This window comes from Stappia sp. BW2, from assembly GCF_008107695.1.
Classification (GTDB): Bacteria; Pseudomonadota; Alphaproteobacteria; order Rhizobiales; family Stappiaceae; genus Roseibium.
This window is the reverse complement of sequence record NZ_VIRG01000066.1, coordinates 1,120,193-1,146,537: the sequence shown is the minus strand read 5'-3', so window position 1 is coordinate 1,146,537 and position 26,345 is coordinate 1,120,193. Positions and strand designations below refer to the sequence as shown.

The following is a 26,345-nucleotide window of genomic DNA, read 5'->3' as shown; positions in this document are numbered from 1 at the left end:
ACCATCCCGAGAACCACACCTGTTGCAAATAGTAGGGGGCGGACCGGCAACGGCAAGACGTCGCCACGGCCTTGAGGGCCGTTTGCTCGAAACTTGCGACGTTTTGAAAGGCGATGCCAAAAGAAAAGGCAACCGGCCCGCGCTGATAGCTGCAAGGGCGGTTGCCTAAGGTGGGGGCGGGTGGGAGGAAGAACCAGCCCCGGAATGGACTTTCAAACCACGTACAGACTGACCGGCGGCTTTCCGGACTTCGCAGTCCGGCTGATCGCATCGCCCTCGGTCGAGACGCTGCTTGCCTGCCGGTGGATCAGGTCGCCTGCATGCCCGGCTTCCATGACAAGAGCCTGCTGGCTGCAGAGGGACGCCAGTGACAGGCCCAGCCGGCGGAAGTGGGCCCGGCGGTAGCAGTAGACGGCAAGCGCAGCACGCTGCTGTTCCGGCAGTTGTTGCCCAACATCCGTTACCGCGTTCAACGTTGCGTCCAGTAAGCGTTTCAGCAAATCGTCCGATACCGGACAGGCTTCCAAATCTGTTGATCCTGATGGCCGCATTGACCCTCTCCTAATAGATTAAGAAAAGTATTTAGGAGTAAGATTAATGATGTGTTAAAGGCAAAGATTGTTTCAATAAAAAGGGATAATACGTATTTATCAGTGGTTGTTGCCATCAAGTAATTGCCATTGTTTCTTTTATCAGTTTCTCCAGTTGTTCCCTTGTAACTGTACGCAAAGACTCTGCCTTATCCAGAATGCTTTCCGCTTTCATGAAGTCCAGCACACGGACCGAGTCATGAGGTGGGCTGACCAGGATATCCGGTTGATCTGACTTAAGTTTTTGCTTCGTGATGGTTTGCATGAGAATCTGGGAGGACCCAAACAGGGAGTCCAGCATGCTGATGTCGTCCTTGTTTTCTCGTGGAACCGGCGCCCCAACGACATCAACGGCAATCACGATATCGCAATTTGCCCTGAGACCGTCAAAAGGCAGTGGATTGACAACACCACCGTCGATCAGAAATCGGTCGTCATAGCGCACAGGCCTGAAAACAGCGGGAATCGCGATCGAGGCTGCCAGAGCGGGCAACAACGGACCGCTTTCGAAATCGACTTCCTCGCAGCGGTAGAAATCCGTTGCAAGCATGCGCAGCGGGATTTCCAGATCCTCAAAAGTTTCGGACAGATAGTCGGAAACAAACACTTCCAGCACCCGCAACGGGTCGAACTGCACCGGGCCGCCCCGGAACATGTCGGCGAGCTTGCGAGGTCTCAGCTGCCAGAGGCGCGACAAAACGCTGTTGCGATCCGCGAAGATCTCCAGCGCGATGTCTCGTATTTCCTGGCCACTGCGGCCGCTGGCATAGGCGGCGCCCATCAGCGCGCCGATTGACGTGCCGTTGATCCGCACTGGCTTTATGCCCAGGTCGTCAAGCGCTTCCAGAACGGGGATGTGAGCAAGGCCACGTGCGCCGCCGCCGCCAAGGGCCAGGCCGATTTTGGGAGAAGAGGTGGAGAGCATGTTCCGGATCCGGCAGTGAGTGTGTCAGGTACTGCACATGGGTGTTGCAGCGCAACTTGCCAACCTTATGGCCGTCGGCAAAATTCTTTCCGTTGCGAAACAGCCACGCGGTGCCAGGCACTATCAGATCACGAAATACAGGTCATCCGTGGCTTCCGACATCCAGTCCGTCGCCTGCTGGAACGGCATTGGCCGGGCGATCAGGAAACCCTGGATCGAAAAATCGCCCATCATCCTCAAACGGTCGTATTGGGCATCGGTCTCCACGCCTTCACAGACGATACCGATATCCAGCGATCTGGCCAGGTGGATGAGCTGGTTGACGATCACTTCCTTTTTCGAGTCCTGCAGCATCTGGCGGGTGAAGGAGCGGTCGATCTTGAGCCCGTTGATCGGCAGATCGGAGACATGGGAAAGCGATGCATACCCGGTTCCGAAGTCGTCGAGCTCGATATGGACACCGAGTTCGAAAAGTTCCCGCAGCGCCGCCAGGTGTCCGGACCGGTTGTCGTTCAAAAACACCGATTCAAGCACCTCGGCGGTGATCCGGTCCGGTCCGATGTTGTGTTTTTCCATACCGGCCTTGAAGTGCTCGAGCAGCAGTCCGGACGAGAGATGCGAGGGCGAAACGTTCACGGAGATGCGGCCGAAGTCGATCCCCCGGTCGATCCAGCTTCTGGCGGCGGCAAAGGCCTTGTCGATGACAATCTCGCCAAGGATCGGAGCCAGCCCGGATTTTTCCACCACAGGCAGGAAGTCCCCGGGGGAGACGGTGCCGCGCTCGGGATGCTGCCAGCGCACAAGCGCCTCGACGCCTGTGACGGCCTGGGTGCGCAGATTGACCTGCGGCTGGAACTCGAGGAAGAACTGATCGTTCTTGACCGCGTCCCTCAGTTCCAGTTCGATCTGCGCTTCCGTTTCGCTGTCGGTGCGCATGTCCGGCCGGAAGAATGTATAGCGATCCTTGCCGTTTTCCTTGGACTGATAAAGGGCAAGGTCCGCATTGACCAGAAGCGTGTCGAAGTCGTGGCCATCGTCCGGGCAGAGTGCCAGCCCCATGCTGACAGTCGGCCAGAACCTGCTGCCGTTGAATTCCATCGGCATCCGCATGATGCGGCGAGCCCGTTCGAAGAGCTCGTTCGGGTCCGACGTACCCTGTTCCGCCAGGATGACGAACTCGTCTCCGCCCCAGCGATAGGCTGTGCCCAGCCCCCGGCAGACTTCGCGAAGCCGGCGCCCGGTTTCTTCCAGACATTGATCGCCCGCAAGATGACCGAGCGTATCGTTGACCCGCTTGAACCCGTCCATGTCGACATGAATCAGGAAGGCCGGCTTTTCACGACGAGCAAAGCGTTCCTTCGCATCGCGCTGGCAGCCGGCGCGGTTGGACAGTTTCGTCAGGGGATCGAAATAGGCGAGACGTTCGGCCCGTATCTTGGCGTCGCGGGTTTCGTTTTCCCGCTGCACCCGTTCCGACACATCATTGGCAATCGCCACAAGCAGATCACGGTCCTGGTCGCGGAGAACCTGCACCTTGAGGTCGACCGGATACTCGCTGCCATCCTTGCGCCGGTGAACGCTTTCGACCGACAGATTGTCTTTGTGGCCCTTCAGCAGACGTGCGACATGCAGGCGGACCGTGTCCTGATCGTAAACGGGATCGATATCACCGATTTTCTGGAGCTTCAGCTCTTCCAGAGTGTAGCCGAGGTTGGTAAGGGCGCAGCGGTTGGCATATTCGATCTGCAGCGTTGACGAGTCCAGAATGTAGATCTCGTTGAGCGAAGACTCCAGAATATGTGCCAGCAGATGGTTCTTGCGCTCGGCCAGACAGCGATCTGTGATGTCGTGAATGGTGCCGATCAGCTTGGCAGCCTTGCCACCAGGGCCTGAAAACACGTAACCGAGAACGTGCACATACTGGGTACTGCCGTCGTCATGCACCATGGAGTGTTCGATGTCGAATTCACCGCAGGTCTTCAGGGCGGTCGTGACTGTGTCCAGGGTTGTCTGTCGTTCCGCTTCGGGAATGCGGGAAAACACAAAGCGCTGGATTTCGTTTGCCGGAAGGCCCGGCGGAATTTTCATGACCCGATAGAATTCCTCGGATCCCAGAATTTCGTTTGCCGTGATGTCCAGTTCCCAACTGCCAACATGGGCGATCCGCTGCGCTTCGATAAGCTGCTGCGAACTGCTTTCCAGCTTGCGGGTATTCTCCTGAACCTCTGCCTCAAGACGGGAACGCGTCAGTTGGACGGAAGACTGAAGACGGGACAGCAGGCGGAATACCACGGTCCAGGCAAGCAGTGCCAGGCCGACACCCGCCATCAGCGACAGCGAGGTCCCCTTGGCAAATGCCCAGATGTTGTTGGTGATGTCCTTCACCAGCAGAAGTTTCACGTCATGGTTCGGACTGACGATCGTAATCGGCAGGTCTCGAACCATGAAGACCTTGTTGTCCTGAAGGGTGAAACTGCTGAAGCCGTCGAAATGACCGTGGGACGTGACTTTGTCGAAGTCGAAGCCGGTCGGCGCCAGGTCGCCTAGAACCTTGTAGTGAACGGCGCTGGTGTCATCGGCATCGAGGACCTCGAAAGCCTTGACGATCTGTGCATTCACCGCGGAGCTGGCCAGCGCCAGCGATTGTTCGATGTTGATCGCAAGCTTCAGATATCCGATCCGGGTACCGTCGACGTGCCATGGTTTGAACACACTGACGACAAATTCGTTATCCGGGCCGAGTTCGATTGCATCGACATCCCGAAACCTTCTGGAGTTCAACTCGGTTTCAAAAGTGCCGGCGTTCCGGACTGTGGAAACGTTGCTTTGGGCGCGATAGATGATCTCCTGGTTGGCGGAGAAAATGGTCAACTCCGCTATGTGGAGATCTGCTGCCTTCCCGGCAAAAACCCTGTCGGCAACGGCCTTGATGTTGGCCGCATCTCTCTTGCGAATGGCGGTCTGCAAGTCGGTGTCGGCGCTGACAACGCTGACTGCCTGATCCAGCGCTTGCTCTCCCAGCGACCGTTGGTGCATCAGCAACCGCTCGGTCGTGCGCACGATCAGATCCTGCGGTTCGCTGAGCGTGCGATATTCCGTGACAACGTTCTGAAAGGTGAGGACAGCAACCGTCAGGCAGAGAAACGACAGAAAGACGGCGCGAAGCGGTTTTTCAAAGCGGGTTTCATCCTTGCACCAGCGGGCGAGAAGCCGGTCAACAAGGGCACTCGGGCCTTGGCCACGCGCATGCATGCGCGATGCCTCGTCGCCTGAGTCCGTCCCTGGCCATGACTTTTGCTTGCCCACGCGTTGCATCTGTTCCCCCGAGCAGCCGCAGCTCCTCTTTTCTTGGCAAGGACAGTTCACTTTTTGTTATGGCCACCCGGTACGGTGTTATTAGGTAAACAATCACTGCCAATTTTCTCAATAGGCCTTATTAGTTAAATTGTTTTAAATGTGTCTGTTAAAGGGCATTAAGAAAAAACGATGAGAAGTTTCGATTTCACTGTCTTGTTCTGAGCTGTATTCGTTCGTGAACTGATGAAAAAGGCGCGAGTGAAAATAGTTTAAATGTTGTTCGGTGATCATCTCTATCCATGTCACCGTACAATGCACTCCCGTTACGTTAAGTGGGGTGGCAATCCTAAATAGGTAAGCAATTTCAAGACCCGCTTGGCGTGTTTTTGAAAAACGCGATCAAGGCTCCGGCCGTTTCCCGTGGGGCTTCTTCAGGGAGGAAATGCCCGCAGCCAAGAGCTTCGCCGGTCGCGCTCGCGGACCAGCTTCGCCAGACCTCAAGCGGATCATCGACGCTGGTGGCGATGCCTCTGCTTCCCCACAGGGCGAGCAGCGGAGGCTGAATTTTTTTTCCAGCCTTGAGGTCTGCACGATCATGCTCGTAATCGATTGTCGCCCCTGCGCGGTAATCCTCGCAGGTGGCTGACACCCGGTCTGGTTCGCTGAACCAGTCGCGATTGTGTGTCATGGCCTCTTTGGAGAAGCAGGAAAGATCCTTGGCGGCGGTCCAGCTTGCCAGCGTGTGATCAAGAAACGCCACAGGCGCGGCAGAAATCATGTTTTCCGGGAAAGGTGCCGCCTGGGCCAGAAACATCCAGTGATAGATCTTCAGGCCGAACAGCCTGTCTATCCGGTCCCAGTAGTCGCAGGTTGGCAGAATGTCGAGAACGGCAACCTTCGTGAGCACGTCGGGATGATCGAGCGCCAGTCGGTAAGCCACGCGGCCACCGCGGTCGTGTCCGGCCAGCATGAAGGTCGCGTGGCCCAGAGCCTTCATGAGTTCGACCATGGCTGCTGCCATGTTTCGCTTGGAATAAGCGGCATGATCGGCCGACAACGGCGGGACGGACGAAAGGCCATACCCCGGCAGGTCCGGCATGATGACCGTGAAATGTTCGGCAAGCTGCGGGGCCACCTTGTGCCAGCAGACATGCGATTGCGGATATCCGTGCAGCAAGAGCAGCGGTGGCCCGGATCCGCCAGTCCGGCAGAACAGGCGCATGTCATTGACGTCGACAGTGATGCTGTCGAACTCCGGAAAAAGATCCGGCAAGTCGTTTTCCACGTTTGCCTCCCCAGCCTGCGCTGGAGAGGAGATTAGCTTTGATACTGCGCGCGCGCCAAGTCCCGGAAGCGCAAATGCCGTAAATTCGGGAAAACGGCCTGCGTCAGCCTTCGCTTTCCCGCGCGATGGCGCGCCAGCCGATGTCGCTTCGGCAAAAACCTTCCGGCCAGTCGATGCCGCGGATGCGCTCATAGGCACGCTGCTGCGCCTCGCGAACGGTGGCGCCGACGGCCGTGACGTTCAGGACACGTCCGCCGTTGGCAAGGATCTGCGCACCGTCGCGTTTGGTGCCGGCATGGAAAACGGCTACGTCGTCCGTCGCGGCCGTTTCGAGACCGCGAATCTCTGTGCCCTTGTCGTAGCTGCCCGGGTAGCCCTTGGCGGCCATGACGACGGTCAATGCGGCTTCGTCGCGCCAGTCGGCTGTCGTCTGGTCGAGCCGGCCTTCGGCGCTGGCAAGCAACAGCTCCAGGAGATCGCTTTTCAGGCGCATCATCATCACCTGACATTCCGGATCGCCGAAACGCGTATTGTATTCGATCAGCTTCGGGCCGTTCTCGCCGATCATCAGACCCGCATAGAGAACGCCCTTGAAGGGCGTGCCGCGTTTGGCAAGCGTTGCGATGGTCGGTTCGATGATGGTGCGCATGACCTCGGCAATCAGCGCGTCTGTCAGAACGGGCGCTGGCGAATAGGCGCCCATACCGCCGGTGTTCGGACCTTCGTCGCCATCAAAGGCGCGCTTATGGTCCTGGGCGGTGGCCAGCGGCAGTGCATTGGTGCCATCGGACAGCACAAAGAAACTTGCTTCCTCGCCATCCAGGAATTCCTCGATGACGACTTCCGCACCGGCCTCTCCGAAGGACCCCTCGAAACAGGCCGTCACCGCGTCCTCGGCTTCTCTCAGGGTCATGGCGACCACGACACCTTTGCCGGCCGCGAGCCCGTCCGCCTTGACGACAATCGGAGCGCCCTGTTCGCGAACGTAGGCGAGTGCATCTTCTGCGGTGTCGAAGCGGCCGTATCCGGCTGTCGGAATATCCGCTTCGTCGCAGACACCCTTGGTGAAGGCCTTGGAGCCTTCCAACTGGGCTGCCGCTTTCGACGGACCGAAAGCCTTGAGGCTGGCTGCTTCCAGATCGTCAACGAGGCCAGCCACAAGCGGGGCTTCAGGGCCGACAACGACGAAGTCGATGTCATGGTCACGACAGAAACCGACCACCGCCTGATGATCCGCGGTGTCCAGGTTGCAAAGCTCGGCGACCTCGGCAATGCCGGCATTGCCGGGTGCTGCGTAGAGCTTGGTCAGTTTTGGAGATTTTGCCAGCGCCCAGGCAAGCGCGTGTTCGCGGCCGCCGGATCCGATCAGGAGAAGTTTCATAAACGGGCAGTCTCTTCGTAAAGATGGAAGCAGGAGGGCCGTCACCTAACACGGAGGGTCGCATACCGCAATTGGCGGTGCAGGCAATGGCACGTTTCCGCCGGTCAGCATGCCGCCGTGACGCGGCATTAGACATTGATGTCCTTCTTCAGATCCGCATCCCCAGATGCTCACTCGCCCTAATGACAGCTTCGCGATAGCGCCTCTGTGACGTCTTGCGGGATGAATTTCCTGCCGAATGTCGCTAAAAGAACCGGAGAAGAGCGGAAAACGGAAGCGTTTCCGCCGAACAATCGACAAATGGACGGATCGAAAGTGTTTTCCACGAACGACACGGGGCCGGTTGCGGATGCGGTCAAACAGCACTGGGTGGATACGCGGTTGCCCGCTGGCTTGCGCCCCTATGCCCGCCTGGCCCGCTGGGAACGTCCAATCGGCTGGTGGCTTTTGCTGTGGCCCTGTTTCTGGTCGGCGGCACTGGCGGCAATTGCCGGTGGAAAGGCCTGGCCGGACCTTTGGCATATGGTTCTGTTTTTCATCGGCGCGGTCGCCATGCGCGGTGCGGGCTGCACCTATAACGACGTTGTCGACGTCGATATCGATTCAAAGGTAGAGCGGACCCGCTCACGGCCGATCCCGGCGGGGCAGGTCAGCAAGCTTCAGGCAAAGATCTTTCTGGTGGTGCAGGCGCTGGTCGGACTGGCGGTGCTGCTGCAGTTCAACACCTTCACGATCTGGCTCGGCATTGCCTCGCTTCTGCCGGTCGCGATCTACCCATTCATGAAGCGCATCACCAACTGGCCGCAGTTGTTTCTGGGCTTTGCCTTTTCCTGGGGGGCGTTCATGGGGTGGGCAGCCGCTTTCGGCTCGCTGTCCTGGTCACCCGTGTTTCTTTACGCCGGCGGCATCTGCTGGACGATCGGCTACGACACCATCTACGCCCATCAGGACAAGGAAGACGATGCCCTTGTAGGGGTGAAGTCGACGGCCCGTCTCTTTGGTGAGCACACCAAGCTGGCCCTCATCGGGCTCTACAGTTGTGCAACGGTCCTGTTTTTCATGGCGGCGATGTTTGCTGATGCCGGTCCGGCCGCCTTTGTCGGCATTCTGGCCGGCGTTGTGCATCTTGGATGGCAGATCGCGGTACTGGATATTGACGATGGCGATCAGTGCCTGCAGCTGTTCCGTTCCAACGCGACCTATGGCTGGATCCTGTTTTTCGGCTTCGTCGCCGATGCAATGATCGGCGCGCTGTAACGAAAAAAGCCCCGTACGACGGGGCCTTTCAAGAAATCTTTGTCCGCACCATCAGGTGCGGGCAATAATCTCGCGTTCGTTGGCATGAACGGTTGCCGCAGGCTGCTGTCTGCCGGGAAGACGGCGGTTCAGGAAGCGTGGCCGGCGGCCGGTCAAAAGGCGAAGCTTGCGCCGGGGCGCAGGTTTGGATGCCGGAACGGCGCTATAGGCTTCGATCGGCTTCACCTTTCCACCAAGGTCGCACACCAGCATCGGCAGGTTGAAAACCTGGGCCCAGCGGCTCCAAAGAACAGCCAGGTCGTCGGATTTCTCTGTTTCCGCAAGGGTGATCGACAGCGCGCTGTCGGGATGTTTCAGGATCAGGGCCGCAACGATTTCGCCTGGCACTGCCCCCGGAACAATCCGGACCATGACACCGTCGAAACCTTGTGCAGGCACCACCACCGTCACCGGAACACCGGCTACCCGCCGCTTGATGACCGCCCTGTCGCGATCCAGAAAAATTTCGGCTGGCAGGGAAGGAGTGCCCGGCCGGTTTTCAAGGCGTTGCTCGAAGTGGGCCGGAAGGCAACCGGGGTGCGGCATCGTATTCGTGCCGGCCCCGGTTGCTACCATTTCCTGTATTTCTGTTTGACGTCTCAAATGACTCTCCACCGGACCTTTAGGTCGGACCTTTTTGGTCTCTCGATGTGTTTCAATGTACGGAACAAAAGTCGTGAACCACTTAAGATACAGAGTTAAAAAAGTCTGATTTATAAGAGGGTTACTGGAATGTAAGCAGGCGGGTAACATCTTGTTCAGTCGTGTGGCAGAAGTGGCGAAATACAACCTGAGACTGAATTTCGCGCTTTGTCCCGATCTCGCCTATCCTGCCGTCATCATTACGAAAACCCGTCGCAGGGTTGCGGCATTGCAACCTCTTGCCGATACGGATGTAAAATCCCATTTGCAGCCGGTCAGGGGAAAACTCCCGTGGCTTGCACGTCCTGCAGCAGCCGGATTGCCCGCAAACAGCCCCGGCAGTTGCAGCACAGCCGTGCGGAGCGTAAACAACTGCCGAACCAGAAGACGAGAGAGCGGACACGATGTCGGAACTGATTGATCAAAGCGAACTGCAATCCCGGGCGGCCCGTCTGGTGGAAGCAGCCCGCAAGGCCGGAGCTGACGCCTGCGATGCGATTGCGGTTACCGGGGTTTCGCTGTCGGTCGATGTCCGCGAAGGCAAGGTAGAGGAAACCGAGCGCGCTGAAGGCGATGACGTGACCCTGAGGGTGTTCGTCGGCAAGCGCACCGCGGCTGTATCCGCCAACCGGCTCGACGATCCGGCAAGCCTCGCCGAACGCGCCGTCGCAATGGCGAAGGTCGCCCCGGAAGATCCTTATGCCGGCCTCGCCGACCAGGATCTTCTCGTGAAGGAATTCCCGGACCTTGAACTTCTGGACACCAGGGAAATGACCGCTGAGGATCTGACGCAGATCGCGCTGGAAGCGGAAGCCGCCGGTCTGGACGTCGAAGGTGTCACCAAGTCTGGTGGCGCGGGGGCTTCCTGGCGCCTTGCCGGGGTTGTCCTGGCGACCAGCCACGGGTTTGAAGGCTCCTATATGTCGTCCCGCTATGGCATGTCCATGACAGCCGTTGCCGGCGAAGGCACCGGCATGGAGCGGGATTACGACTTCGACAGCCGCACCTTCTTCGAGGATCTGGAAGCGCCGGCGGAAATCGGCCGCAGGGCAGGCGAAAGAACGGTTCGCCGCCTGAACCCGAGCAAACTGTCGACCCGCACCGCCAACGTCATTTATGAATCACGCGCCGCCCGCAGTATTCTCGGCCACCTTGTCGGGGCTATCAACGGGGCGGCGATTGCGCGCAAGACCAGTTTCCTGAGGGACCGGATGGGCGAGGCCGTTTTTGCTCCGGGCATTCAGGTGGTGGATGACCCGTTCAAGCGCCGGGGTGCCGCAACACGCCCGTTCGATGGAGAAGGAACACGCGCGGAACGTCTCGATGTCATTGAAGACGGTATCCTGCGCCACTGGTTCCTGGATGGGGCTTCCGCCCGTGAATTGGGGCTGACGCCAAACGGCCGGGCCCACCGCAGCGGCAGCGGTACATCCCCAGGGGCAACCAACATCACGTTGATGCCGGGCGAAAAATCGCTGGAGGAACTGATGGCGGACGCCGGGCAGGGTCTGCTGGTCACCGATCTGATCGGTCACGGCGTGAATGGCCTCACCGGGGACTATTCCCGCGGCGCAGCCGGCTTCTGGTTCGAGAACGGACAGATTGTCGAAGCCGTCAGCGAAATCACCATTGCAGGCAATCTGAAGGACATGTTCGCACGGCTGGTTCCCGGCAGCGATCTGGACAATCGCTACTCTGCTGCCACCCCGTCGGTGATGATCGAAGGAATGGCCCTTGCCGGAAGCTGACAAGGGATCGGCCGACATCAAACTGGACGAAGCGGGGCGGGACGCAGATCTGCGCCTGCTGGAAACGGCCGCGCGCCAGGCTGGCGATATCGCGCTGGGCTTCTTCGGTCAGGATCCCGAGACCTGGTTCAAGGGCAAGGCGGGCATGTCGCCGGTGTCAGAGGCCGATCTGGCAGTGGATCGGTTTCTCGCCGATTATCTGCGTTCTGCCCGTCCAGACTACGGCTGGCTGTCGGAGGAAACGGCAGACGACCGGAGCCGCCTCAACCACGAGCGCGTGTTTATAGTCGATCCGATTGACGGCACGCGTGCCTTCCTGGCAGGGGGAGACGAATGGACCGTGGCAATTGCCGTGGTTGAGGCCGGCCGTCCCATTGCCGGTTCGGTTTTCTGTCCGCGCCGGGACGAGATGTTCCTGGCCCGCGCAGGCGGCGGAGCCTGGCTCAATGGATCTCGACTGGCGGTATCGGACCGGACAGACCTTTCCGGCGCGACGCTGACGGGACCACATTCCATCGTCGCCAATCGGGACGTTGTGGATGCAGGATTTGTCGGTGCGGAAATCCTGCGCTCACTGGCCTATCGGCTGGCCGTCGTTGCTGCAGGACGGGTCGATGTCGGCGCCGCGCGGGGAGGCCCGAGCGATTGGGACCTTGCAGCGGCGGATCTTTTGGTGCAGGAAGCGGGCGGTATACTGACCGACCTGTCGGGCCGGAACCTGATCTACAACCGCGCCAAGACCGGCCACCCGGCCCTGATCGCAGCTCCTGTTGCGCTGATCGGGCCTGTGCGCGACGTGCTCGACGATCTAATCGGTTAGCGGCACGGCTGCAGCGACGAAAGCGAGGAAATTCATGAGTGACACCGATACTCCGAAACAGCTCCTTCATCTTGTGTTCGGCGGCGAGCTGGATTCACCGGAAGGGCTGACGTTCCGGGACCTGGACGATCTGGATATCGTCGGGATCTATCCGAATTATGCCGAAGCCTACAAAGCCTGGAAATCCAAGGCACAGGCGACGGTCGACAATGCGCATATGCGCTACTTCATCGTCCACATGCACCGCTTGCTTGATCCGGAATCGGCTTCTTAAGGCGGGCAGCTCTTTCAGGCGACAACACCAAATGATCAAACGCCTCGGACGCCAGCCCTGGGTTCTGTCCACTATCGGCACCTTGATGGCCGCATACCTCAAGCTGGTCTATCGCACCAATCGGTTCGTCATCGAGCCGGAGGGCGTCCACGAACAGTCCGAAAAGGATCTGCCGGTGATCGTGGCCATGTGGCACGGGCAGCACTTCATGGTGCCTTTCGCCAAGCCGGCCCACTGGCCGGCCAAGGTGATGATCTCCCGCTCCGCCGACGGTGAGGTGAACGCAATTGCGGCCCGCAAGCTCGGCCTGGGTCTGATCCGTGCCTCCGGCGGCAAGAATGCCCGCCAGATCAAGAAGCGCGGCGGCATGCGCGGTTTCATCGAGGCGCTGCGCGCGCTGAAGGAAGGCTATTCCATCGCGATGACGGCGGACGTGCCCAAAGGCCCGGCCCGCAAGTCCGGCGTCGGCATCGTTCAGCTGGCCAAGCATTCGGGCCGCCCGGTGCTGCCGGTGGCCGTGGCCACCAGCCGCAGCATCGAGCTCAACAGTTGGGACAAGGCCAGCGTCAACCTGCCTTTCGGCCGTGGCAGCATCGCGGTAAACGATCTTATCTGGGTGCCCGCCGATGCGGACGACGAAACCCTTGAGGATTATCGCCTCAAGGTCGAGGAAGGGCTCAATCAGGCGACGAAACGGGCGTATGAGCTGGTCGGAAGGGCGGATGGCTGACCGGCGCCCTCTCGTCTTCACTCTCTACAGAGGGCTTGCCCGGGCCCTTACGCCTCTGTTCAATCTTCTCTTCTGGTTTCGCAGCCGGTCCGGCAAGGAAGTGCCGACCCGAAAGGGCGAGCGCTTTGGCCGGACGGCTACAGGCCGCCCCGCTGGATCACTTGTCTGGATCCACGCCGCCAGTGTCGGCGAAACCATGTCCGTGCTGCCGCTGGTCGAGGACCTCACAGCATCCGGGCAACAGGTGCTGCTGACCACTGTCACCGTGACAGCGGCGGAACTGGCGCAAAGCCGGTTGCCCCAGGGTGCGCTCCACCAGTTCATGCCATTTGACGCACCCGGCCCGGTTTCCCGGTTTCTCGACCATTGGGCGCCGGATCTGGCGATGGTGGTCGAATCCGAAATCTGGCCCTGCCTGTTTGACGAGATGCGCGCGCGCCAAACGCCCTTCGTTCTGCTGAACGGCCGCCTGTCGGACAGGTCCTACCGAAGCTGGGCGCGGTTTCCGCGTATTTCGGGATATCTGTTTCGGTGCCTCGATCTGGTTCTGGCGCAAAGCGCCGCCGATGGTGAGCGGTTCCGTCTTCTGGGCTGCGGCAACGTTTCAACGCCCGGTAACCTGAAATATGACGCACCGGAGCCGGCAGTGGATGAAGACCAGGCAGCCGCCTTGAGGGCGCAGACAGCAGGGCGTCCGGTCTGGCTCGCCGCTTTGACGCACCCCGGCGAGGACGAAATCGTGCTGGAGGCCCATGGCCGCCTGTGCGAGGAATTTCCGGAACTGTTGCTCATTCTGGTGCCGCGCCATCCTGCCCGTGCAGATGATATTGCAGGCCTCATCGAAAATCGGGGCCTTCGCACGGCACGCAGAAGTCTGGAACAGGCAATCGAAACAGACACAGATGTCTATCTCGGTGATACACTGGGTGAGATGGGACTTTTTTATAGATTGGCACCGGTGACGTTTTTGGGTGGTTCTTTCAACGATGCAGGCGGTCATAACCCGGTGGAAGCCGCGCTTTCGGGCTCGGCGCTGGTCACTGGGCCGCGCGTGGCAAACGCCCGGGCCGTCTACAAGGATTTCTGGAGCCGGCAGGCTTCGCTGAAGGCGGAGCTGCCGGAAAATCTGGCGGAGCGCATCGGCAGTCTCCTGCGCGACCCGGAAAAAGCAAGGGTGCAAGCGGAAACAGCCAGAGCCCTGGTTGAGGCCGGACGCGGTGCGTTGGTCGAAACCCTGAGGGTGCTTCAACCCATGCTCGGAAAAACTGGCCCGGCGCCCGATAATCCACTGTCTCGAGAACGTGCATGAAGACGGCGCCTGACTTCTGGTGGAAGCCGGGATCGACGCTGGCAAGCTGGCTGTTATCGCCGGTGGGCTGGATCTATGGCCTCGTCTCTGGACGGCGCATGTTGAAGAAACCGAAAGCCGGCAGCCGTTTGCCCGTCATCTGTGTCGGCAATTTCGTGGTCGGTGGCACCGGCAAGACGCCCTTTGCCATTGAGCTGTTCTACCGTTTGCAGGAAGAGGGCCTGCACCCCGGTTTTCTTCTGCGCGGATATGGCGGCAAGGCCAAGGGGCCGCTGCTCGTCGATGCCGGTCTTCACGATGCCGATGTGGTTGGTGACGAAGCCTTGTTGCTGGCCAGATACGGTCCAACCGTGATTTCTGCCGACAGGCCTGCAGGCGCTCGGCTTGCCGAACAGCAGCCGATCGATGTTCTTTTGATGGACGACGGATTTCAGAACCCGGCTCTGGAGAAAGACCTCAGCCTGGTGCTGGTCGATTGCAGTGTGGGTTTTGGCAACGGCAAATGCCTGCCTGCCGGGCCCTTGCGGGCTCCGGCGGCGAAGCAGATCGTCAAGGCCGACTGCCTGGTTCTGGTGGGCGAGGGCGATGCGGCTGAAGAAGCGATCCATCTGGCCGGGCGCAAGGGGCTGCCAATCCTGCACGCACATATGCGGCCGCAGCCGAACGACGAATTGGACGGATTGAGGCTCTTTGCCTTCGCCGGTATCGGCCGGCCGCAGAAATTCTTCGATACGCTGAAAACGCTTGGTTACGACGTGAAGAAAACACGGGAGTTTCCCGATCACCATCCCTACACGCAAGCCGATGTGCGCGCGCTGTTGACCGAAGCCGAGGCATCCGGGTTCAAGCTGGTGACGACGTCAAAGGACATGGCACGGCTGGAAACCACAACGGGAGAGCTGTTCCACTGGATCGCATCCAGCGCAGCCGTACTGGAAGTGCGAATGGAAATCGACGACGAAGACAGGCTCGTCACACTCATCAAGGAACAACTGCGGCGGCGTCAGTTCGGTAAATAAAGCTGCCGCACCTTGCCAGAAGCCGCTCAGCGCGTTTCCAGATACCGCTTCATGGATGCATTGGCATCGACATAAGCTTCCTGCCGCGCGACAGACCAGTATTTCAGTTCGTCCAGCGGAATCGCTGTTCCGGTCACCGCGCAGCGTACGAAGGTCCCCGGTGTTTCCACCTGATAGTCGCCGTCCAGGTAACGGACGCGGGCTTCGTGCGGGATGCGCGGATTTTCGTAACGGTTCATGATCTGCTGTTTGGCTGTCGGTTCATCGGGATGTCTTGGTAGCATTTATGGCAGACTGGCAGGTGAGGGCAAGTCAAAGCTTTGCCAGGCGCATGTCCCATAGCAGTCATTTCGGGCTGAAAGCCCGCAGGGCACTTGATGATCGTCACGCAAGAGAGTTTGGGGACTTGCGGAATTGGCAAGTGGAATTCTCCGCTTATGGGATGAATTGCGCGCCAAAACACTTATGTTGGAAGAAACAACCAAGTTGCCCGGCCTGGCAGCGTGAGCTTCACCGGCCAGACGATCCGGGCGAAATCAGGACAGACAGATGACCCTTTCCACGACCGATCTTATCGAATCTTCAGGCCTGGGGCTCGAAACGGCAAGGCGGATCACCCAGGACGCACTTGATGGCGCGGATGACGGTGAGCTTTTTGTCGAATACCGGCAAAGCGAAGGGCTCGTGTTCGATAATGGTCGTCTGAAGGGAGCCAATTACGACACCGCGCAGGGCTTCGGCCTCCGTGCGGTTGCCGGCGAAGCTGCCGGCTACGCTCACGCTGGCGATATTTCCGAAGGGGCGTTGAAACGGGCCGCCGATGCGGTCAGCGCCGTCAAGAAGGGCTATTCGGGCAGCTACGCCTCAGCCCCCGCACGCACCAACCAGACGCTCTATACGGATGCCAATCCGCTGGGCGGACCGAGCTTCGAGGACAAGGTCAAGCTTCTGCAGGAAATCGATGCCTATGCACGGGCGAAAGATCCGCGCGTGCGGCAGGTGTCCGCGTCGCTTGCCGGATCCTGGCAGGTGGTCGAGATCCTGCGCGCAGACGGTCATCTGGTCCGCGACGTCCGTCCGATGGTGCGGCTGAGCATTTCCGTCGTCGCCGGCAATGACGAACGCCAGGAAAGCGGCTCTTTCGGTTGCGGTGGCCGTGAAGGATTCGAGCGATTCATCACCACGGAAAACTGGCAGGGCGGCGTCGATGAGGCGCTGCGTCAGGCGCTCGTCAATCTGGAAGCGGTTCCCGCCCCCGCAGGCACTTTCGATGTCGTGCTGGGGCCGGGCTGGCCGGGCATCCTGCTGCATGAAGCCGTCGGCCACGGCCTTGAGGGCGACTTCAACCGAAAGAAAACCTCCGCGTTCGCCGGCCTCATGGGCCAGCGCGTTGCCTCACCGGGCGTGACCATCGTTGACGACGGCACCATTGCCGATCGTCGCGGATCACTGACGGTGGACGACGAAGGCACGCCTTCCAGCCGGACGGTGCTGATTGAAGACGGCATTTTGAAAGGCTACATGCAGGATCGCCAGAACGCCCGTCTGATGGGCATGGAGCCGACCGGAAACGGACGCCGGCAGTCCTATGCCCACATTCCCATGCCCCGCATGACCAACACGGTGATGATGGCCGGTGACAAGGACCCGGACGAGATCCTGGCGTCAGTCAAGGACGGCATTTACGCGGTGTCCTTCGGCGGCGGTCAGGTCGACATCACCTCCGGAAAATTCGTGTTCTCCTGCACCGAGGCCTATCGTGTTCAGAACGGCAAGGTCGGCGCGCCGGTGAAAGGGGCAATGCTGATCGGGAACGGACCGGATGCGCTGACACGCGTTTCCATGATCGGCAACGACATGAAGCTCGACCCCGGCATGGGCACATGCGGCAAGCAGGGGCAGGGCGTGCCAGTCGGCGTCGGCCAGCCGTCCATGCGCATCAATGCCATGACCATAGGCGGAACGGCAGTCTGACAAGGCTGGCAGTGGACCTATGCCTGAAATCAAATTCGTTATCTTCGATATGGATCTGGTGCTCTACGACTACGATCACCAGATCCGCCTGAAGCTGCTTGAAGAGCTGACGGGGCGGCCCGCTGCCGAAATCGACCAATCGGTCTGGGGTGGCCCGCATGAAAATGCGGCTGAGGCAGGGGAACCTGCAACGGCCGAAGCCTATCTGGAGCAATTTTCAAGGCTGCTCGGGTTTCCGATCGACTTCGAAACTTGGGCGGATGTACGCTGTCAAATGATGCGCGCACGGCCGGACGTGCTGTCGCTGGTCAGCAGGTTGAAGACGACGGCGGACATCGCGCTTCTCACCAACAACGGCATGCTGTTGAAGGATGCCTTGCCGGTCTGCGCGCCGGAGACCATCGAGATATTCGGCGAGAAGGCCCATGTCTCGGCGGAGTTTGGCGCCCGTAAACCCGATCCTCTCGTCTATGAGCGCATCTGCAGTCGCTATGGCTACCATCCTGAAGTAAGCGCGTTTGTCGACGACCGTGAGGAAAATGTGGAAGGTGCGCAAAGCGCGGGCTTGACCGGCCATCACTACAAGACCGCCGACGGCCTTGAAACGTTTTTGAGGGCTTGCAAGCTGCTCTGACTGGCCGCCTGTCAGGGTTTCGGGTGAAAGTGGCTCTGAGGCAGCAGGTCGTCCGCGCTGAACGTCCCGTTGCCGGCGATGACCATGCCGCGGGCCACGGTCAGATTTCTGGCGATGCCGCTGCCTTTCAGCAGTCCGGCCCTGAGGTCCGGATCATCTTCCTCATAGGAGCCTCCGTCCGCCAGCGTACAGCCATCGACGGTGATACTGCCGAGGATCTGGCTGCCGTTGCCTAACTCGCACCTGCCGAACAAGGCCGGATTGTTCAGGTAGCGGCCATGACTGCCGATCCGGATTTCCGCGCCAGGCCTGTTGGCCTTGGCAGTAAACCCGCCTTCACCAAACTGGTTGTTGCTGCCAATCAGAATGTTGCCGGTCGCGGCTTCGAAATGGCTTCCCGAGTGCACGCAGTTGTCGTCGGCAAGGATTATCTTATGCCCGGATAAGGCTTTCAGCGTGACGCCTGGGTAAAAGATATTGTGTTTCCCGGCCGATACACCTGCCGATATCAGCGTGGAAAAGGGATCCAGAACGTGATTTCCTTCAAGAGCCTCCATCATTTGAGACAGGGTCAGAAACCCGCAGGCAAGGCGGGCAGCGTCGATTGAGGCAAACAGGCCGGACATGCTGTGTGTGAGGTCCCTGTTGGAGGGCAGGTGAAAATCGCCAGCTTGCAGAGGGTTCACTGTCTTTCAAGCTGTTTCACCGGCTTTCCCGCAAGGCTAAGCGGCAAATTTCCAGCTTGCAATCAAGTTGAGCAGATCTTGGCGCATGGGGGCGTGCTTTGATTGAAAATAAAGCACTTTTCTGTTGCCTGCGCTGGATTTGTTGAAGGGATGGAGCGTATTCTCTGATATGTTTGAAAAGGTCCTGATTTGCTGGTCGGAAACAGGCGAACAGGCGGGATCTAACGGCTAAGGAGAAGGAATGGCAGCAGAAGGAGCCCCTCCGTTTTTCGCTGAGTCGATCGTGTTTCTGGCGGCAACGGTTGTCGCGGTTCCGATCGCCAAAAGGCTGGGGCTTGGCTCGGTGGTCGGTTATCTCGCCGCCGGAGCCGTGATCGGCCCGCACGGTCTTCAGCTTCTGGGGTCTGGCGAGGATGTGCTTCATGTCGCCGAACTGGGTGTTGTCCTGCTGCTCTTCGTCATCGGTCTGGAGCTTGATCCGCATAAACTGTGGCGTATGAAGCGTGATATCTTCGGTCTTGGATCCGCCCAGGTGCTGCTCACAGGTATCAGCCTTTATGCCATCGGGCGGTTCGCCGGCTATTCCTTCACGACGTCTCTGGTGGCCGGTTTCGGCCTTGCCCTCTCATCCACGGCATTTGCGTTGCAGATCCTGCAGGAACGCGGCCAACTGTCCTCTTCCTACGGTCAGAGGGCGTTCGGCATTCTGTTGCTTCAGGACATCGCCATCGTGCCGCTTCTGGCGATGGTTGCGATCCTGGCGCCGGGGGAAGGCCCGTCCACCTACACCCAGATCCTGAGTGAAATCATGATCGTTCTGGCGGCAGTGGCCGCCGTTATCCTTGCCGGCCGGTATCTGGTCTCGCCGATCTTTCTGTTGCTGGCGGCAAGCCGGGCTCGCGAAGTCATGCTGACGGCGGCGCTTCTGGTCGCCCTCGGCAGCGCCGGCATCATGCACGCGGTCGGCCTTTCCATGGCGCTCGGGGCCTTCCTGGCCGGTGTGCTGCTGGCCGAATCGAGTTTCCGGCACACGCTGGAAGCGGATATCGAGCCCTTCCGCTCTTTGCTGATGGGGCTGTTTTTCGTCGCTGTCGGCATGTCGCTGGATTTTTATCTGGTGATGAACGATTGGGAAATCCTCGCCATTGGCGTGCTAAGCGTCATGGGGGTGAAGGGCATCTTTCTCTGGGCTCTGTCGCGCGGCACCGGCTCGCCGAATTCGGATGCCATGCGCATTGCCGTTACCCTGCCACAAGGGGGAGAATTCGCCTTCGTGCTGTTCACCGCGGCCGTTGGCGAAAGCCTGCTGACCTACCAGAACGTCAACCAGCTGAACGCGATAGTTGTCCTGACCATGCTGCTGACACCGGTCGCCTGTCTCGGGCTGGACCGGTTGGCCGCCAGGGTCAAGGCACGGGGTGTTGAAAATCCATCCATTGAAACCTTCGAGGAAGCAACGCCCACTGTGCTGGTGATCGGCTTTGGCCGCTTCGGCATGGTGGTTGCCCAGATCCTGACATCAGAGGGATTGGAGATCACGGCAATCGACAACCGGCCGGACCGGATCGCCTATGCCCGCAAGCAGGGCTACAAGGTGTATTACGGCGATGCCACGCGGGCCGATGTGCTGGCGGCGGCCGGTGCCGGCAAGGCGGCGCTTGTTGCCATGTGCATTGAAAACGACAAGGTGATGGGCAAGGCAATCGATCTCGTTCGCGAAGGCTTTCCCGATACCCTGATCTTCTGCCGTGCGACAGACCGCGCGCATATGCTGGATCTCACCAAGCGTGGCGTGGATTTCCAGATTCGCGAGACGTTTGAATCAAGCGTGGTCTTCGGCCGCGCGGCGCTGGAAGCGCTTGGAACCCCGCTCGACCGGATCGACCAGATCGAGGAAGACGTGCGCGACCGGGACGAGGAGCGCCTTGCCCAGCAATTGCGCGAGGGCATGTTTGCCGGTGCGGACAAGCTTCACAAGGTGACACCGCGCCGGACACTGGAGGCCAAGGCCCCCGACGCGCCAGCTGCGGAATAAGCTTCCAGCGGCGCATCGGCGCCGGTGCCTGGATACAAGAAAGGCGCCGCAGGGGCGCCTTTTGTATGTTTGCTGTCTGCGGTGGTCCCGGTCAGGGCAGGGCTTCGAAGCCCGCAGAGAAACCGTTCAGCGAGATCGGAATGCCGATTCCTTCTTCCGGGGTCTGGAAGATGATGAAGGTGGCCTGTGATCCGGCCTGCAACTTGCTCAGAAGATCTTCTTCCAGAATAACCTCGGCGATACAGCCGTTCGGCAGGCAGCGGACGAAGCCGGCGCGGCCGATGTCGGCATTGTCGACCCTCAGGCCGAGGCCTGACGGCAGAAGCACGCCAAGAGGTGCCAGAACCCTGAGAATGCGAGCCTGCTTGTCGGCGGTTTTCAGAATGATCACCGACAAGCCGACGTTTTCACGATCGGCGGCGGTGACGTTCTGGATCAGCGCGCACTGCTCGCCGGTAGAGCCGGGGGGCGTGTCGCAGCGCATTTGCCAGTCGCCGTGAGTCGAACGGACCTCGCCTTGTGCCGCGGCGGGCAGATTTCCGTATGTCAACGAGCTGCAGACGATCCCGGCAATGGCCGCGAGTTTGGAAAAAGACAGTCTGGAACGACCGTTGGGGCGGGCAGCCGGTGACTGCGGCAATTGGGTTGACAAGAAATCCTCCAGTCAAACGTTGTCCGGTTCGCTACTGGCCATCTTGGTAAAAAGAAGCGGCCCGTTTGGCGAATCAAAGTGTAATTCAAGGCCAGACATTGCCGCATGACGGCGCACGTTTCCAGTCCGGCGGCTCAGGAAGCGCAGGAATAAACGCAATTCTTGTCGAAAATTCGTATGTCTTTGACCCGTGTCAAAAGGCCTGGCGCATCCGAGGGCTGTGAAAAGTTGGAAATTCCGTTGCAGCCCGGCGTTTCTTGTGGTTTTTGTGCGGCACAAAGGTGTCGGTGGATTGATGCGGCACATCGCCGCTATGCCCGATGGTAGCCATCGCCCTTTATATGAGTTTGTGGTTATAGTCCGGTCAAACTCATGACCTTGTCCAACGCCAGGACGCAGCAGATTCGGCTTGTGCGGTTCCGCCAAGCCTTCTACTGCCGCAGCGGATTGGACCGGATCTGAGTCCGGAAATTTAGCATTTCCGCCATTTAAGGCGGATGAGGGAAGGGAGCGCGGACGTGAAGGCAGTCTTCAAGCGTCTCATGACTATGGCCGGTGCGGCGGCAACTTTTGCTGGAGTGTCGACGGCGGCCCTGGCAGCGGAGTCCGGTATCAAGGAATGGCAGTTGGGTTTTCAGTCCTCTGTCACCGATGTAATGGACGACATTACCTGGTTCAATGGGTTCACCCTGGTGATCATCACCGTAATCACGCTGTTCGTGCTGGCGCTGCTGATCGTTTGCGCGACCCGTTTCAGCGCGAAGAAGAACCCGGTTCCGTCCAGGACCTCGCACAACACCATGATCGAAGTGGTCTGGACGGTTGCGCCGATCCTGATCCTGGTCGTGATTGCGATCCCGTCTTTCCGGTTGCTTTACAAGGAACTGGACATTCCCGAATACGACATGACAATCAAGGCAACCGGTTACCAGTGGTACTGGGGCTATGAGTACACCGATGAAAACATGGGCGAACTCTCCTTTGACTCCCTCATGGTTGGAGATCCTCTCGACCCTGCAAAGGATCTGGCAGATCGTCAGGAAGTTGCGGATGCTCGTGGCGTCACGCTGAAACAGGTTCCGCGCCTGCTGGCTGTCGACTATGATCTTGTCATTCCGGTCGACACCACGGTCCGCGTTCAGGTGACTTCCGAGGACGTGATCCACTCTTTCGCGATGCCGTCCTTCGGCGTCAAGATCGATGCCATTCCGGGCCGTCTGAACGAGACGTGGTTCCACGCTCGCGAGGAAGGTGTCTACTACGGGCAGTGTTCAGAACTGTGCGGCAAGGCACACGCCTTCATGCCAATCGCGATCCGGGTGGTTTCCAAGGATCAGTTCCAGACCTGGGCAAGTGCCGCTCAGGACGACCTGGACACTGCAAACGAGCAGCTGTACGCGTCGATTGAAGATGCGAAGAAAGTGGCTGCCGCAGGCAAGGTGGAAGAGATCTCTGTCGCCGCGAGATAATGCGGCGGCGATCCTGTTTGGCGATGCGCGCGATGTCATGCAGCGCCGCTGAGAAAGTCTGAAAGAGGGAGCCCAAAATGGCTGCGACCGAAGCACATGCGGCACATGGCCATCCGACCGGATGGCGCCGCTGGGTCTATTCGACCAACCACAAGGACATCGGTATCATGTACCTGATGTTCGCTATTATGGCAGGTATCGTTGGCGGCGCGCTCAGCGTCGGCATGCGGATGGAACTTCAGGAGCCGGGGATGCAGATCTTCGGAGATCCGCACCTGTTCAACGTGTTCACCACCGCTCACGGCCTTATCATGATCTTCTTCATGGTGATGCCGGCCATGATCGGCGGTTACGCCAACTACTTCGTGCCGATCATGATCGGTGCGCCGGACATGGCGTTCCCGCGGATGAACAACATTTCCTTCTGGCTGCTTCCGCCGGCCTTCCTGCTGCTCCTTCTTTCCCTCTTCGTTGAAGGTCCTCCGGGTTCCAACGGCGTCGGTGGTGGCTGGACCATCTATCCGCCGCTGTCCACCTCCGGTCAGCCCGGACCGGCAATGGACCTGGCGATTCTGGCCCTGCATATCGCAGGTGCTTCCTCGATCCTCGGTGCCATCAACTTCATCACGACCATCTTCAACATGCGCGCGCCGGGCATGACCCTGCACAAGATGCCGCTGTTTGCCTGGTCCGTGCTGATCACCGCGTTCCTGCTGCTCTTGTCTCTGCCGGTTCTGGCTGGTGCCATCACCATGCTGCTGACCGACCGTAACTTCGGCACCACGTTCTTTGCACCTGCCGGTGGCGGTGACCCGATCCTGTTCCAGCACCTGTTCTGGTTCTTCGGTCACCCGGAAGTGTACATTCTGATCCTGCCGGGCTTCGGCATCATCAGCCACATCATTTCCACGTTCTCGCGCAAGCCGATCTTCGGTTACCTGGGCATGGCCTACGCCATGGTCGCCATCGGCGTCGTCGGCTTCATCGTGTGGGCGCACCACATGTACACCGTCGGCATGTCCTCCGAGACGCAGGCCTACTTCGTGGCTGCCACCATGGTGATCGCGGTTCCGACCGGCGTGAAGATCTTCTCGTGGATTGCGACCATGTGGGGTGGGGCCATCGAGTTCCGCACGCCGATGGTCTGGGCAATCGGCTTCATCTTCCTGTTCACCGTTGGCGGGGTGACGGGTGTGCAGCTTGCCAACGCCGGTCTCGACCGTTCGTTCCACGACACCTACTACGTGGTTGCTCACTTCCACTACGTGTTGTCGCTGGGTGCCGTGTTCGCAATCTTTGCGGCCTGGTACTACTGGTTCCCGAAAATGTTCGGCTACATGTATAACGAGACGATCGGCAAGGCCCATTTCTGGATCACCTTCGTCGGCGTGAACCTGGTGTTCTTCCCGCAGCACTTCCTGGGTCTGAACGGCATGCCGCGCCGCTATGTCGACTATCCGGATGCGTTTGCCGGCTGGAACTTCGTATCGTCCATCGGTTCTTACATCTCAGCCTTTGCGGTTCTGGTGTTCCTCTTCGGTATCTTCGAAGCGTTCTCCAAGAAGCGCGTTGCCGGTAACAACCCGTGGGGCGAAGGCGCAACGACCCTGGAGTGGACCCTGTCTTCTCCGCCGCCGTTCCACCAGTTCGAGACTCTGCCGCGCATCAAGTAATTCGCGGCGGGAGGTGCGCCTCCCGGTCAAGATCAGCACCGCGCCGGTTGCCGGCGCGGTGCTCCCTTTCAGGAAAACTGCCGGGCCATGTGCAACCGGAATCGCGATCCCGGGATCGCGGACGAAAACAAGAACTCGAAGGAAGCGCCTATGTCGCTCGTTGAGCGCCAGGATATGATGAACCAGGAAACCGCCGTCTGGAACGGTGGCATGGGATCGGTGAGCGACTATGTGGCGCTCCTGAAGCCGCGTGTGATGTCCCTGGTTATCTTCACCGCTTTTGTCGGCCTGATGCTGGCACCTGGAACCGTGCATCCGGTGCTCGGGGTTGTCGCGATCCTGTGTATTGCTATCGGTGCGGGTGCTTCCGGCGCTCTCAACATGTGGTACGACGCCGACATCGATGAAGTCATGACGCGGACCCGCAAGCGGCCGATCCCGGCCGGCAAGGTCACGCGCGACGAAGCGCTGGCCTTCGGTGTCACGCTGTCCATCGGTTCGGTGGTCTTGCTTGGCCTTCTGGTCAACTGGTTTGCCGGGGCGTTTCTGGCCTTCACCATTTTCTTCTACGTGGTCGTCTATTCGATGTGGCTGAAGCGCTCGACGCCGCAGAACATCGTCATCGGCGGCGCTGCGGGCGCGTTCCCACCGATGATCGGCTGGGCATCGGTTACCGGCAGCGTCAGCCTGGAAAGCTTCGTGCTGTTCCTGATTATCTTCATGTGGACGCCGCCGCACTTCTGGGCGCTGGCGCTGGTCAAGAATGGCGACTATCAGGCCGCCAAGATCCCGATGCTGCCTGTGGTCGCTGGCGAGACCGTGACACGGCATCATATTCTTGCCTATGCCGTTCTGCTGGCCCCTATCGGTGTCGCGCCTTACCTTCTTGGCTTTGCCAGCCCCGTTTACGGGGTGGCGTCAGCGGTTCTCAGCGCCATCTTCGTCGGTCTGTCGTTCGACGTCTGGCGCAAGCGGGAAGGCGACCCGGCCAAGGCTGCCTGCTGGCGTCTGTTCAAGTTCTCTATCTTTTACCTGTTCATGCTGTTCGCCCTTCTTCTGGGCGAAAGCCTGATCGCAGGAGCGTGACGTGATGGCCGAGCAGGAAAAGGGCATTGCGCTCACTGAAGAACAGAAGAAGAAGCGCCGGTCGCGGTCGATTGCGATTGCCTGCGTGCTCGGCGGCCTCGTCGTGCTGTTCTATGTCGTGACCATCGTCAAGATGGGCCCCGATATTCTGAACCGGGCGCTTTGAGGGAGATCGCGTGAGCAACGGACGAGACACTTCCAACCTGTCACGCAGCAACCGCAAGGTCGCGGTGGTCTGCGTTGGCATGTTCATGTTCATGGTGGGGGCGGCCTACGCCGCTGTGCCGCTCTACAATCTTTTCTGCCGCGTCACCGGTTTTGGCGGCACCACGCAGGTTGCCACAGCTGAGAGCGACGTGGTTCTCGACCGGAAGATCACCATTCGCTTCGACGGCAACGTCAATCACGAGCTGTCGTGGAAGTTCAAGCCGGTGCACCGCTCAGTCACGCTTCAGATGGGCGAAACCGCCCAGCTCGAATATGTGGCAACCAACACGGGTTCCGAGCGGTCTGTCGGTACGTCGACCTTTAACGTGTCGCCGCCGACGGCCGGAGCCTATTTCAACAAGCTGCAATGCTTCTGCTTCACCGAGCAGGCGCTGGAAAGCGGCGAGACTGTCGAAATGCCGGTCGTCTTCTTTGTCGACCCGGAAATGGACAAGGATCCTGAGCTGAAACACGTGAAGGAAATCACTTTGTCCTATACCTTCTTCCCGGTAGAACAACCGGAACGCCCTGTTGCAGCAAAGGCCGAGAAGGCCGAAGCTGAAACAAAAATTGAGTGATTGGCGCAACCGCGCCTGAAATGAATGTCTTTGGG

General features: G+C 59.6%; 24 protein-coding genes. 15 read left to right on the top strand and 9 right to left on the bottom strand.

All coding sequences use genetic code 11. From position 1 onward, the window contains the following. Nucleotides 1-212: 212 nt before the first annotated feature. The 5 genes from FMN63_RS16725 to purD form a co-directional block, all read right to left on the bottom strand. A complete protein-coding gene (locus tag FMN63_RS16725; RefSeq protein WP_209001148.1) occupies nt 213-473 on the bottom strand; it encodes a hypothetical protein in 261 nt (86 codons plus the stop codon). Between the two features lie 193 nt (nt 474-666). Continuing rightward, nucleotides 667-1,515, bottom strand: a complete 849-nt coding sequence (locus tag FMN63_RS16720; RefSeq protein WP_148585241.1) for a patatin-like phospholipase family protein — start codon at nt 1,513-1,515, stop codon at nt 667-669. 123 nt (nt 1,516-1,638) lie between these two features. After that, nucleotides 1,639-4,767: a sensor domain-containing protein gene (locus FMN63_RS16715; protein ID WP_148585240.1), complete on the bottom strand. Its 3,129-nt coding sequence runs from the start codon at nt 4,765-4,767 to the stop codon at nt 1,639-1,641. A gap of 409 nt (nt 4,768-5,176) precedes the next feature. Further along, a complete protein-coding gene (locus FMN63_RS16710; protein WP_148585239.1) occupies nt 5,177-6,097 on the bottom strand; it encodes an alpha/beta fold hydrolase in 921 nt (306 codons plus the stop codon). A 103-nt stretch (nt 6,098-6,200) separates the two neighbouring features. Then, nucleotides 6,201-7,478 carry a phosphoribosylamine--glycine ligase gene (gene purD, locus FMN63_RS16705; protein ID WP_148585238.1) on the bottom strand — a complete coding sequence of 426 codons (1,278 nt, stop codon included), beginning with the start codon at nt 7,476-7,478 and terminating at the stop codon, nt 6,201-6,203. 300 nt (nt 7,479-7,778) lie between these two features. Between purD and ubiA the strand changes: the two genes are divergently transcribed. After that, a complete protein-coding gene (ubiA, locus tag FMN63_RS16700) occupies nt 7,779-8,735 on the top strand; it encodes a 4-hydroxybenzoate octaprenyltransferase (protein ID WP_148585237.1) in 957 nt (318 codons plus the stop codon). Between the two features lie 51 nt (nt 8,736-8,786). Here the strand turns inward: ubiA and FMN63_RS16695 are convergent, their stop codons facing one another. Continuing rightward, nucleotides 8,787-9,377: a DUF6101 family protein gene (locus FMN63_RS16695; protein WP_209001147.1), complete on the bottom strand. Its 591-nt coding sequence runs from the start codon at nt 9,375-9,377 to the stop codon at nt 8,787-8,789. Between the two features lie 443 nt (nt 9,378-9,820). Here FMN63_RS16695 and FMN63_RS16690 point away from each other — a divergent pair, with 443 nt between their 5' ends. Genes FMN63_RS16690 through lpxK form a run of 6 tightly spaced genes read left to right on the top strand, consistent with a single transcriptional unit; the run spans nt 9,821 to nt 15,316 of the window. Then, nucleotides 9,821-11,164 carry a TldD/PmbA family protein gene (locus FMN63_RS16690; protein ID WP_148585236.1) on the top strand — a complete coding sequence of 448 codons (1,344 nt, stop codon included), beginning with the start codon at nt 9,821-9,823 and terminating at the stop codon, nt 11,162-11,164. Then, nucleotides 11,151-11,984: a 3'(2'),5'-bisphosphate nucleotidase CysQ gene (locus tag FMN63_RS16685; RefSeq protein WP_148585235.1), complete on the top strand. Its 834-nt coding sequence runs from the start codon at nt 11,151-11,153 to the stop codon at nt 11,982-11,984. Before FMN63_RS16690 ends, FMN63_RS16685 begins: the two co-directional genes overlap by 14 nt. A 34-nt stretch (nt 11,985-12,018) precedes the next feature. Further along, entirely contained in the window at nt 12,019-12,258 is a 240-nt protein-coding gene (locus FMN63_RS16680) for a DUF4170 domain-containing protein (protein WP_148585234.1), read from the top strand. A 31-nt stretch (nt 12,259-12,289) separates the two neighbouring features. Beyond that, a complete protein-coding gene (locus FMN63_RS16675) occupies nt 12,290-12,988 on the top strand; it encodes a lysophospholipid acyltransferase family protein (RefSeq protein ID WP_148585233.1) in 699 nt (232 codons plus the stop codon). Then, nucleotides 12,981-14,297, top strand: coding sequence for a 3-deoxy-D-manno-octulosonic acid transferase (locus FMN63_RS16670; RefSeq protein WP_148585232.1), 1,317 nt, complete (start codon nt 12,981-12,983; stop codon nt 14,295-14,297). Before FMN63_RS16675 ends, FMN63_RS16670 begins: the two co-directional genes overlap by 8 nt. Continuing rightward, nucleotides 14,294-15,316: a tetraacyldisaccharide 4'-kinase gene (lpxK, locus tag FMN63_RS16665; RefSeq protein WP_148585231.1), complete on the top strand. Its 1,023-nt coding sequence runs from the start codon at nt 14,294-14,296 to the stop codon at nt 15,314-15,316. Before FMN63_RS16670 ends, lpxK begins: the two co-directional genes overlap by 4 nt. A gap of 26 nt (nt 15,317-15,342) precedes the next feature. Here the strand turns inward: lpxK and FMN63_RS16660 are convergent, their stop codons facing one another. Continuing rightward, a complete protein-coding gene (locus FMN63_RS16660) occupies nt 15,343-15,558 on the bottom strand; it encodes a DUF2093 domain-containing protein (RefSeq protein ID WP_162530072.1) in 216 nt (71 codons plus the stop codon). Between the two features lie 307 nt (nt 15,559-15,865). Here FMN63_RS16660 and tldD point away from each other — a divergent pair, with 307 nt between their 5' ends. Beyond that, complete coding sequence (gene tldD / locus FMN63_RS16655) at nt 15,866-17,290, top strand: metalloprotease TldD (protein ID WP_148585229.1); 1,425 nt, start codon at nt 15,866-15,868, stop codon at nt 17,288-17,290. Between the two features lie 19 nt (nt 17,291-17,309). Beyond that, nucleotides 17,310-17,924 carry an HAD family hydrolase gene (locus FMN63_RS16650; protein ID WP_148585228.1) on the top strand — a complete coding sequence of 205 codons (615 nt, stop codon included), beginning with the start codon at nt 17,310-17,312 and terminating at the stop codon, nt 17,922-17,924. Between the two features lie 11 nt (nt 17,925-17,935). On the opposite strand, the gene FMN63_RS16645 is transcribed toward FMN63_RS16650, so the two are convergent. Next, nucleotides 17,936-18,610: a hypothetical protein gene (locus tag FMN63_RS16645; RefSeq protein WP_209001146.1), complete on the bottom strand. Its 675-nt coding sequence runs from the start codon at nt 18,608-18,610 to the stop codon at nt 17,936-17,938. A gap of 241 nt (nt 18,611-18,851) precedes the next feature. Between FMN63_RS16645 and FMN63_RS16640 the strand changes: the two genes are divergently transcribed. Then, nucleotides 18,852-20,645: a monovalent cation:proton antiporter-2 (CPA2) family protein gene (locus FMN63_RS16640; RefSeq protein WP_148585227.1), complete on the top strand. Its 1,794-nt coding sequence runs from the start codon at nt 18,852-18,854 to the stop codon at nt 20,643-20,645. 91 nt (nt 20,646-20,736) lie between these two features. Here FMN63_RS16640 and FMN63_RS16635 read toward each other — a convergent pair whose 3' ends face one another. Beyond that, nucleotides 20,737-21,219 (bottom strand): invasion associated locus B family protein, encoded by a 483-nt coding sequence (locus tag FMN63_RS16635; protein WP_286192691.1) that lies wholly within the window; start codon nt 21,217-21,219, stop codon nt 20,737-20,739. A gap of 575 nt (nt 21,220-21,794) precedes the next feature. On the opposite strand from FMN63_RS16635, the gene coxB reads away from it, so the two are divergent. From coxB to FMN63_RS16615, 5 genes are all read left to right on the top strand, one after another. Then, on the top strand, nt 21,795-22,766 hold the full coding sequence (gene coxB / locus FMN63_RS16630) for a cytochrome c oxidase subunit II (RefSeq protein WP_148585226.1): 972 nt from the start codon (nt 21,795-21,797) through the stop codon (nt 22,764-22,766). 77 nt (nt 22,767-22,843) lie between these two features. Then, on the top strand, nt 22,844-24,439 hold the full coding sequence (ctaD, locus tag FMN63_RS16625; RefSeq protein WP_148585225.1) for a cytochrome c oxidase subunit I: 1,596 nt from the start codon (nt 22,844-22,846) through the stop codon (nt 24,437-24,439). A gap of 150 nt (nt 24,440-24,589) precedes the next feature. Then, nucleotides 24,590-25,525, top strand: coding sequence for a heme o synthase (locus FMN63_RS16620; protein ID WP_148585616.1), 936 nt, complete (start codon nt 24,590-24,592; stop codon nt 25,523-25,525). A gap of 4 nt (nt 25,526-25,529) precedes the next feature. Then, complete coding sequence (locus FMN63_RS29575; RefSeq protein WP_162855043.1) at nt 25,530-25,691, top strand: cytochrome c oxidase system small membrane protein; 162 nt, start codon at nt 25,530-25,532, stop codon at nt 25,689-25,691. Nucleotides 25,692-25,701: 10 nt separating this feature from the next. Continuing rightward, nucleotides 25,702-26,310: a cytochrome c oxidase assembly protein gene (locus FMN63_RS16615; RefSeq protein WP_148585224.1), complete on the top strand. Its 609-nt coding sequence runs from the start codon at nt 25,702-25,704 to the stop codon at nt 26,308-26,310. Nucleotides 26,311-26,345 lie beyond the last annotated feature (35 nt).

Excerpts from the sequence above, each read along its gene's own strand:
- FMN63_RS16720 (WP_148585241.1), bottom strand. The coding sequence starts at position 1,515 with ATGCTCTCCACCTCTTCTCCCAAAATCGGCCTGGCCCTTGGCGGCGGC.
- FMN63_RS16715 (WP_148585240.1), bottom strand. The coding sequence starts at position 4,767 with ATGCATGCGCGTGGCCAAGGCCCGAGTGCCCTTGTTGACCGGCTTCTC.
- purD (WP_148585238.1), bottom strand. The coding sequence starts at position 7,478 with ATGAAACTTCTCCTGATCGGATCCGGCGGCCGCGAACACGCGCTTGCC.
- ubiA (WP_148585237.1), top strand. The coding sequence starts at position 7,779 with ATGGACGGATCGAAAGTGTTTTCCACGAACGACACGGGGCCGGTTGCG.
- FMN63_RS16690 (WP_148585236.1), top strand. The coding sequence starts at position 9,821 with ATGTCGGAACTGATTGATCAAAGCGAACTGCAATCCCGGGCGGCCCGT.
- FMN63_RS16680 (WP_148585234.1), top strand. The coding sequence starts at position 12,019 with ATGAGTGACACCGATACTCCGAAACAGCTCCTTCATCTTGTGTTCGGC.
- FMN63_RS16675 (WP_148585233.1), top strand. The coding sequence starts at position 12,290 with ATGATCAAACGCCTCGGACGCCAGCCCTGGGTTCTGTCCACTATCGGC.
- FMN63_RS16670 (WP_148585232.1), top strand. The coding sequence starts at position 12,981 with ATGGCTGACCGGCGCCCTCTCGTCTTCACTCTCTACAGAGGGCTTGCC.
- lpxK (WP_148585231.1), top strand. The coding sequence starts at position 14,294 with ATGAAGACGGCGCCTGACTTCTGGTGGAAGCCGGGATCGACGCTGGCA.
- tldD (WP_148585229.1), top strand. The coding sequence starts at position 15,866 with ATGACCCTTTCCACGACCGATCTTATCGAATCTTCAGGCCTGGGGCTC.
- FMN63_RS16650 (WP_148585228.1), top strand. The coding sequence starts at position 17,310 with ATGCCTGAAATCAAATTCGTTATCTTCGATATGGATCTGGTGCTCTAC.
- FMN63_RS16640 (WP_148585227.1), top strand. The coding sequence starts at position 18,852 with ATGGCAGCAGAAGGAGCCCCTCCGTTTTTCGCTGAGTCGATCGTGTTT.
- coxB (WP_148585226.1), top strand. The coding sequence starts at position 21,795 with ATGAGGGAAGGGAGCGCGGACGTGAAGGCAGTCTTCAAGCGTCTCATG.
- ctaD (WP_148585225.1), top strand. The coding sequence starts at position 22,844 with ATGGCTGCGACCGAAGCACATGCGGCACATGGCCATCCGACCGGATGG.
- FMN63_RS16620 (WP_148585616.1), top strand. The coding sequence starts at position 24,590 with ATGTCGCTCGTTGAGCGCCAGGATATGATGAACCAGGAAACCGCCGTC.
- FMN63_RS29575 (WP_162855043.1), top strand. The coding sequence starts at position 25,530 with ATGGCCGAGCAGGAAAAGGGCATTGCGCTCACTGAAGAACAGAAGAAG.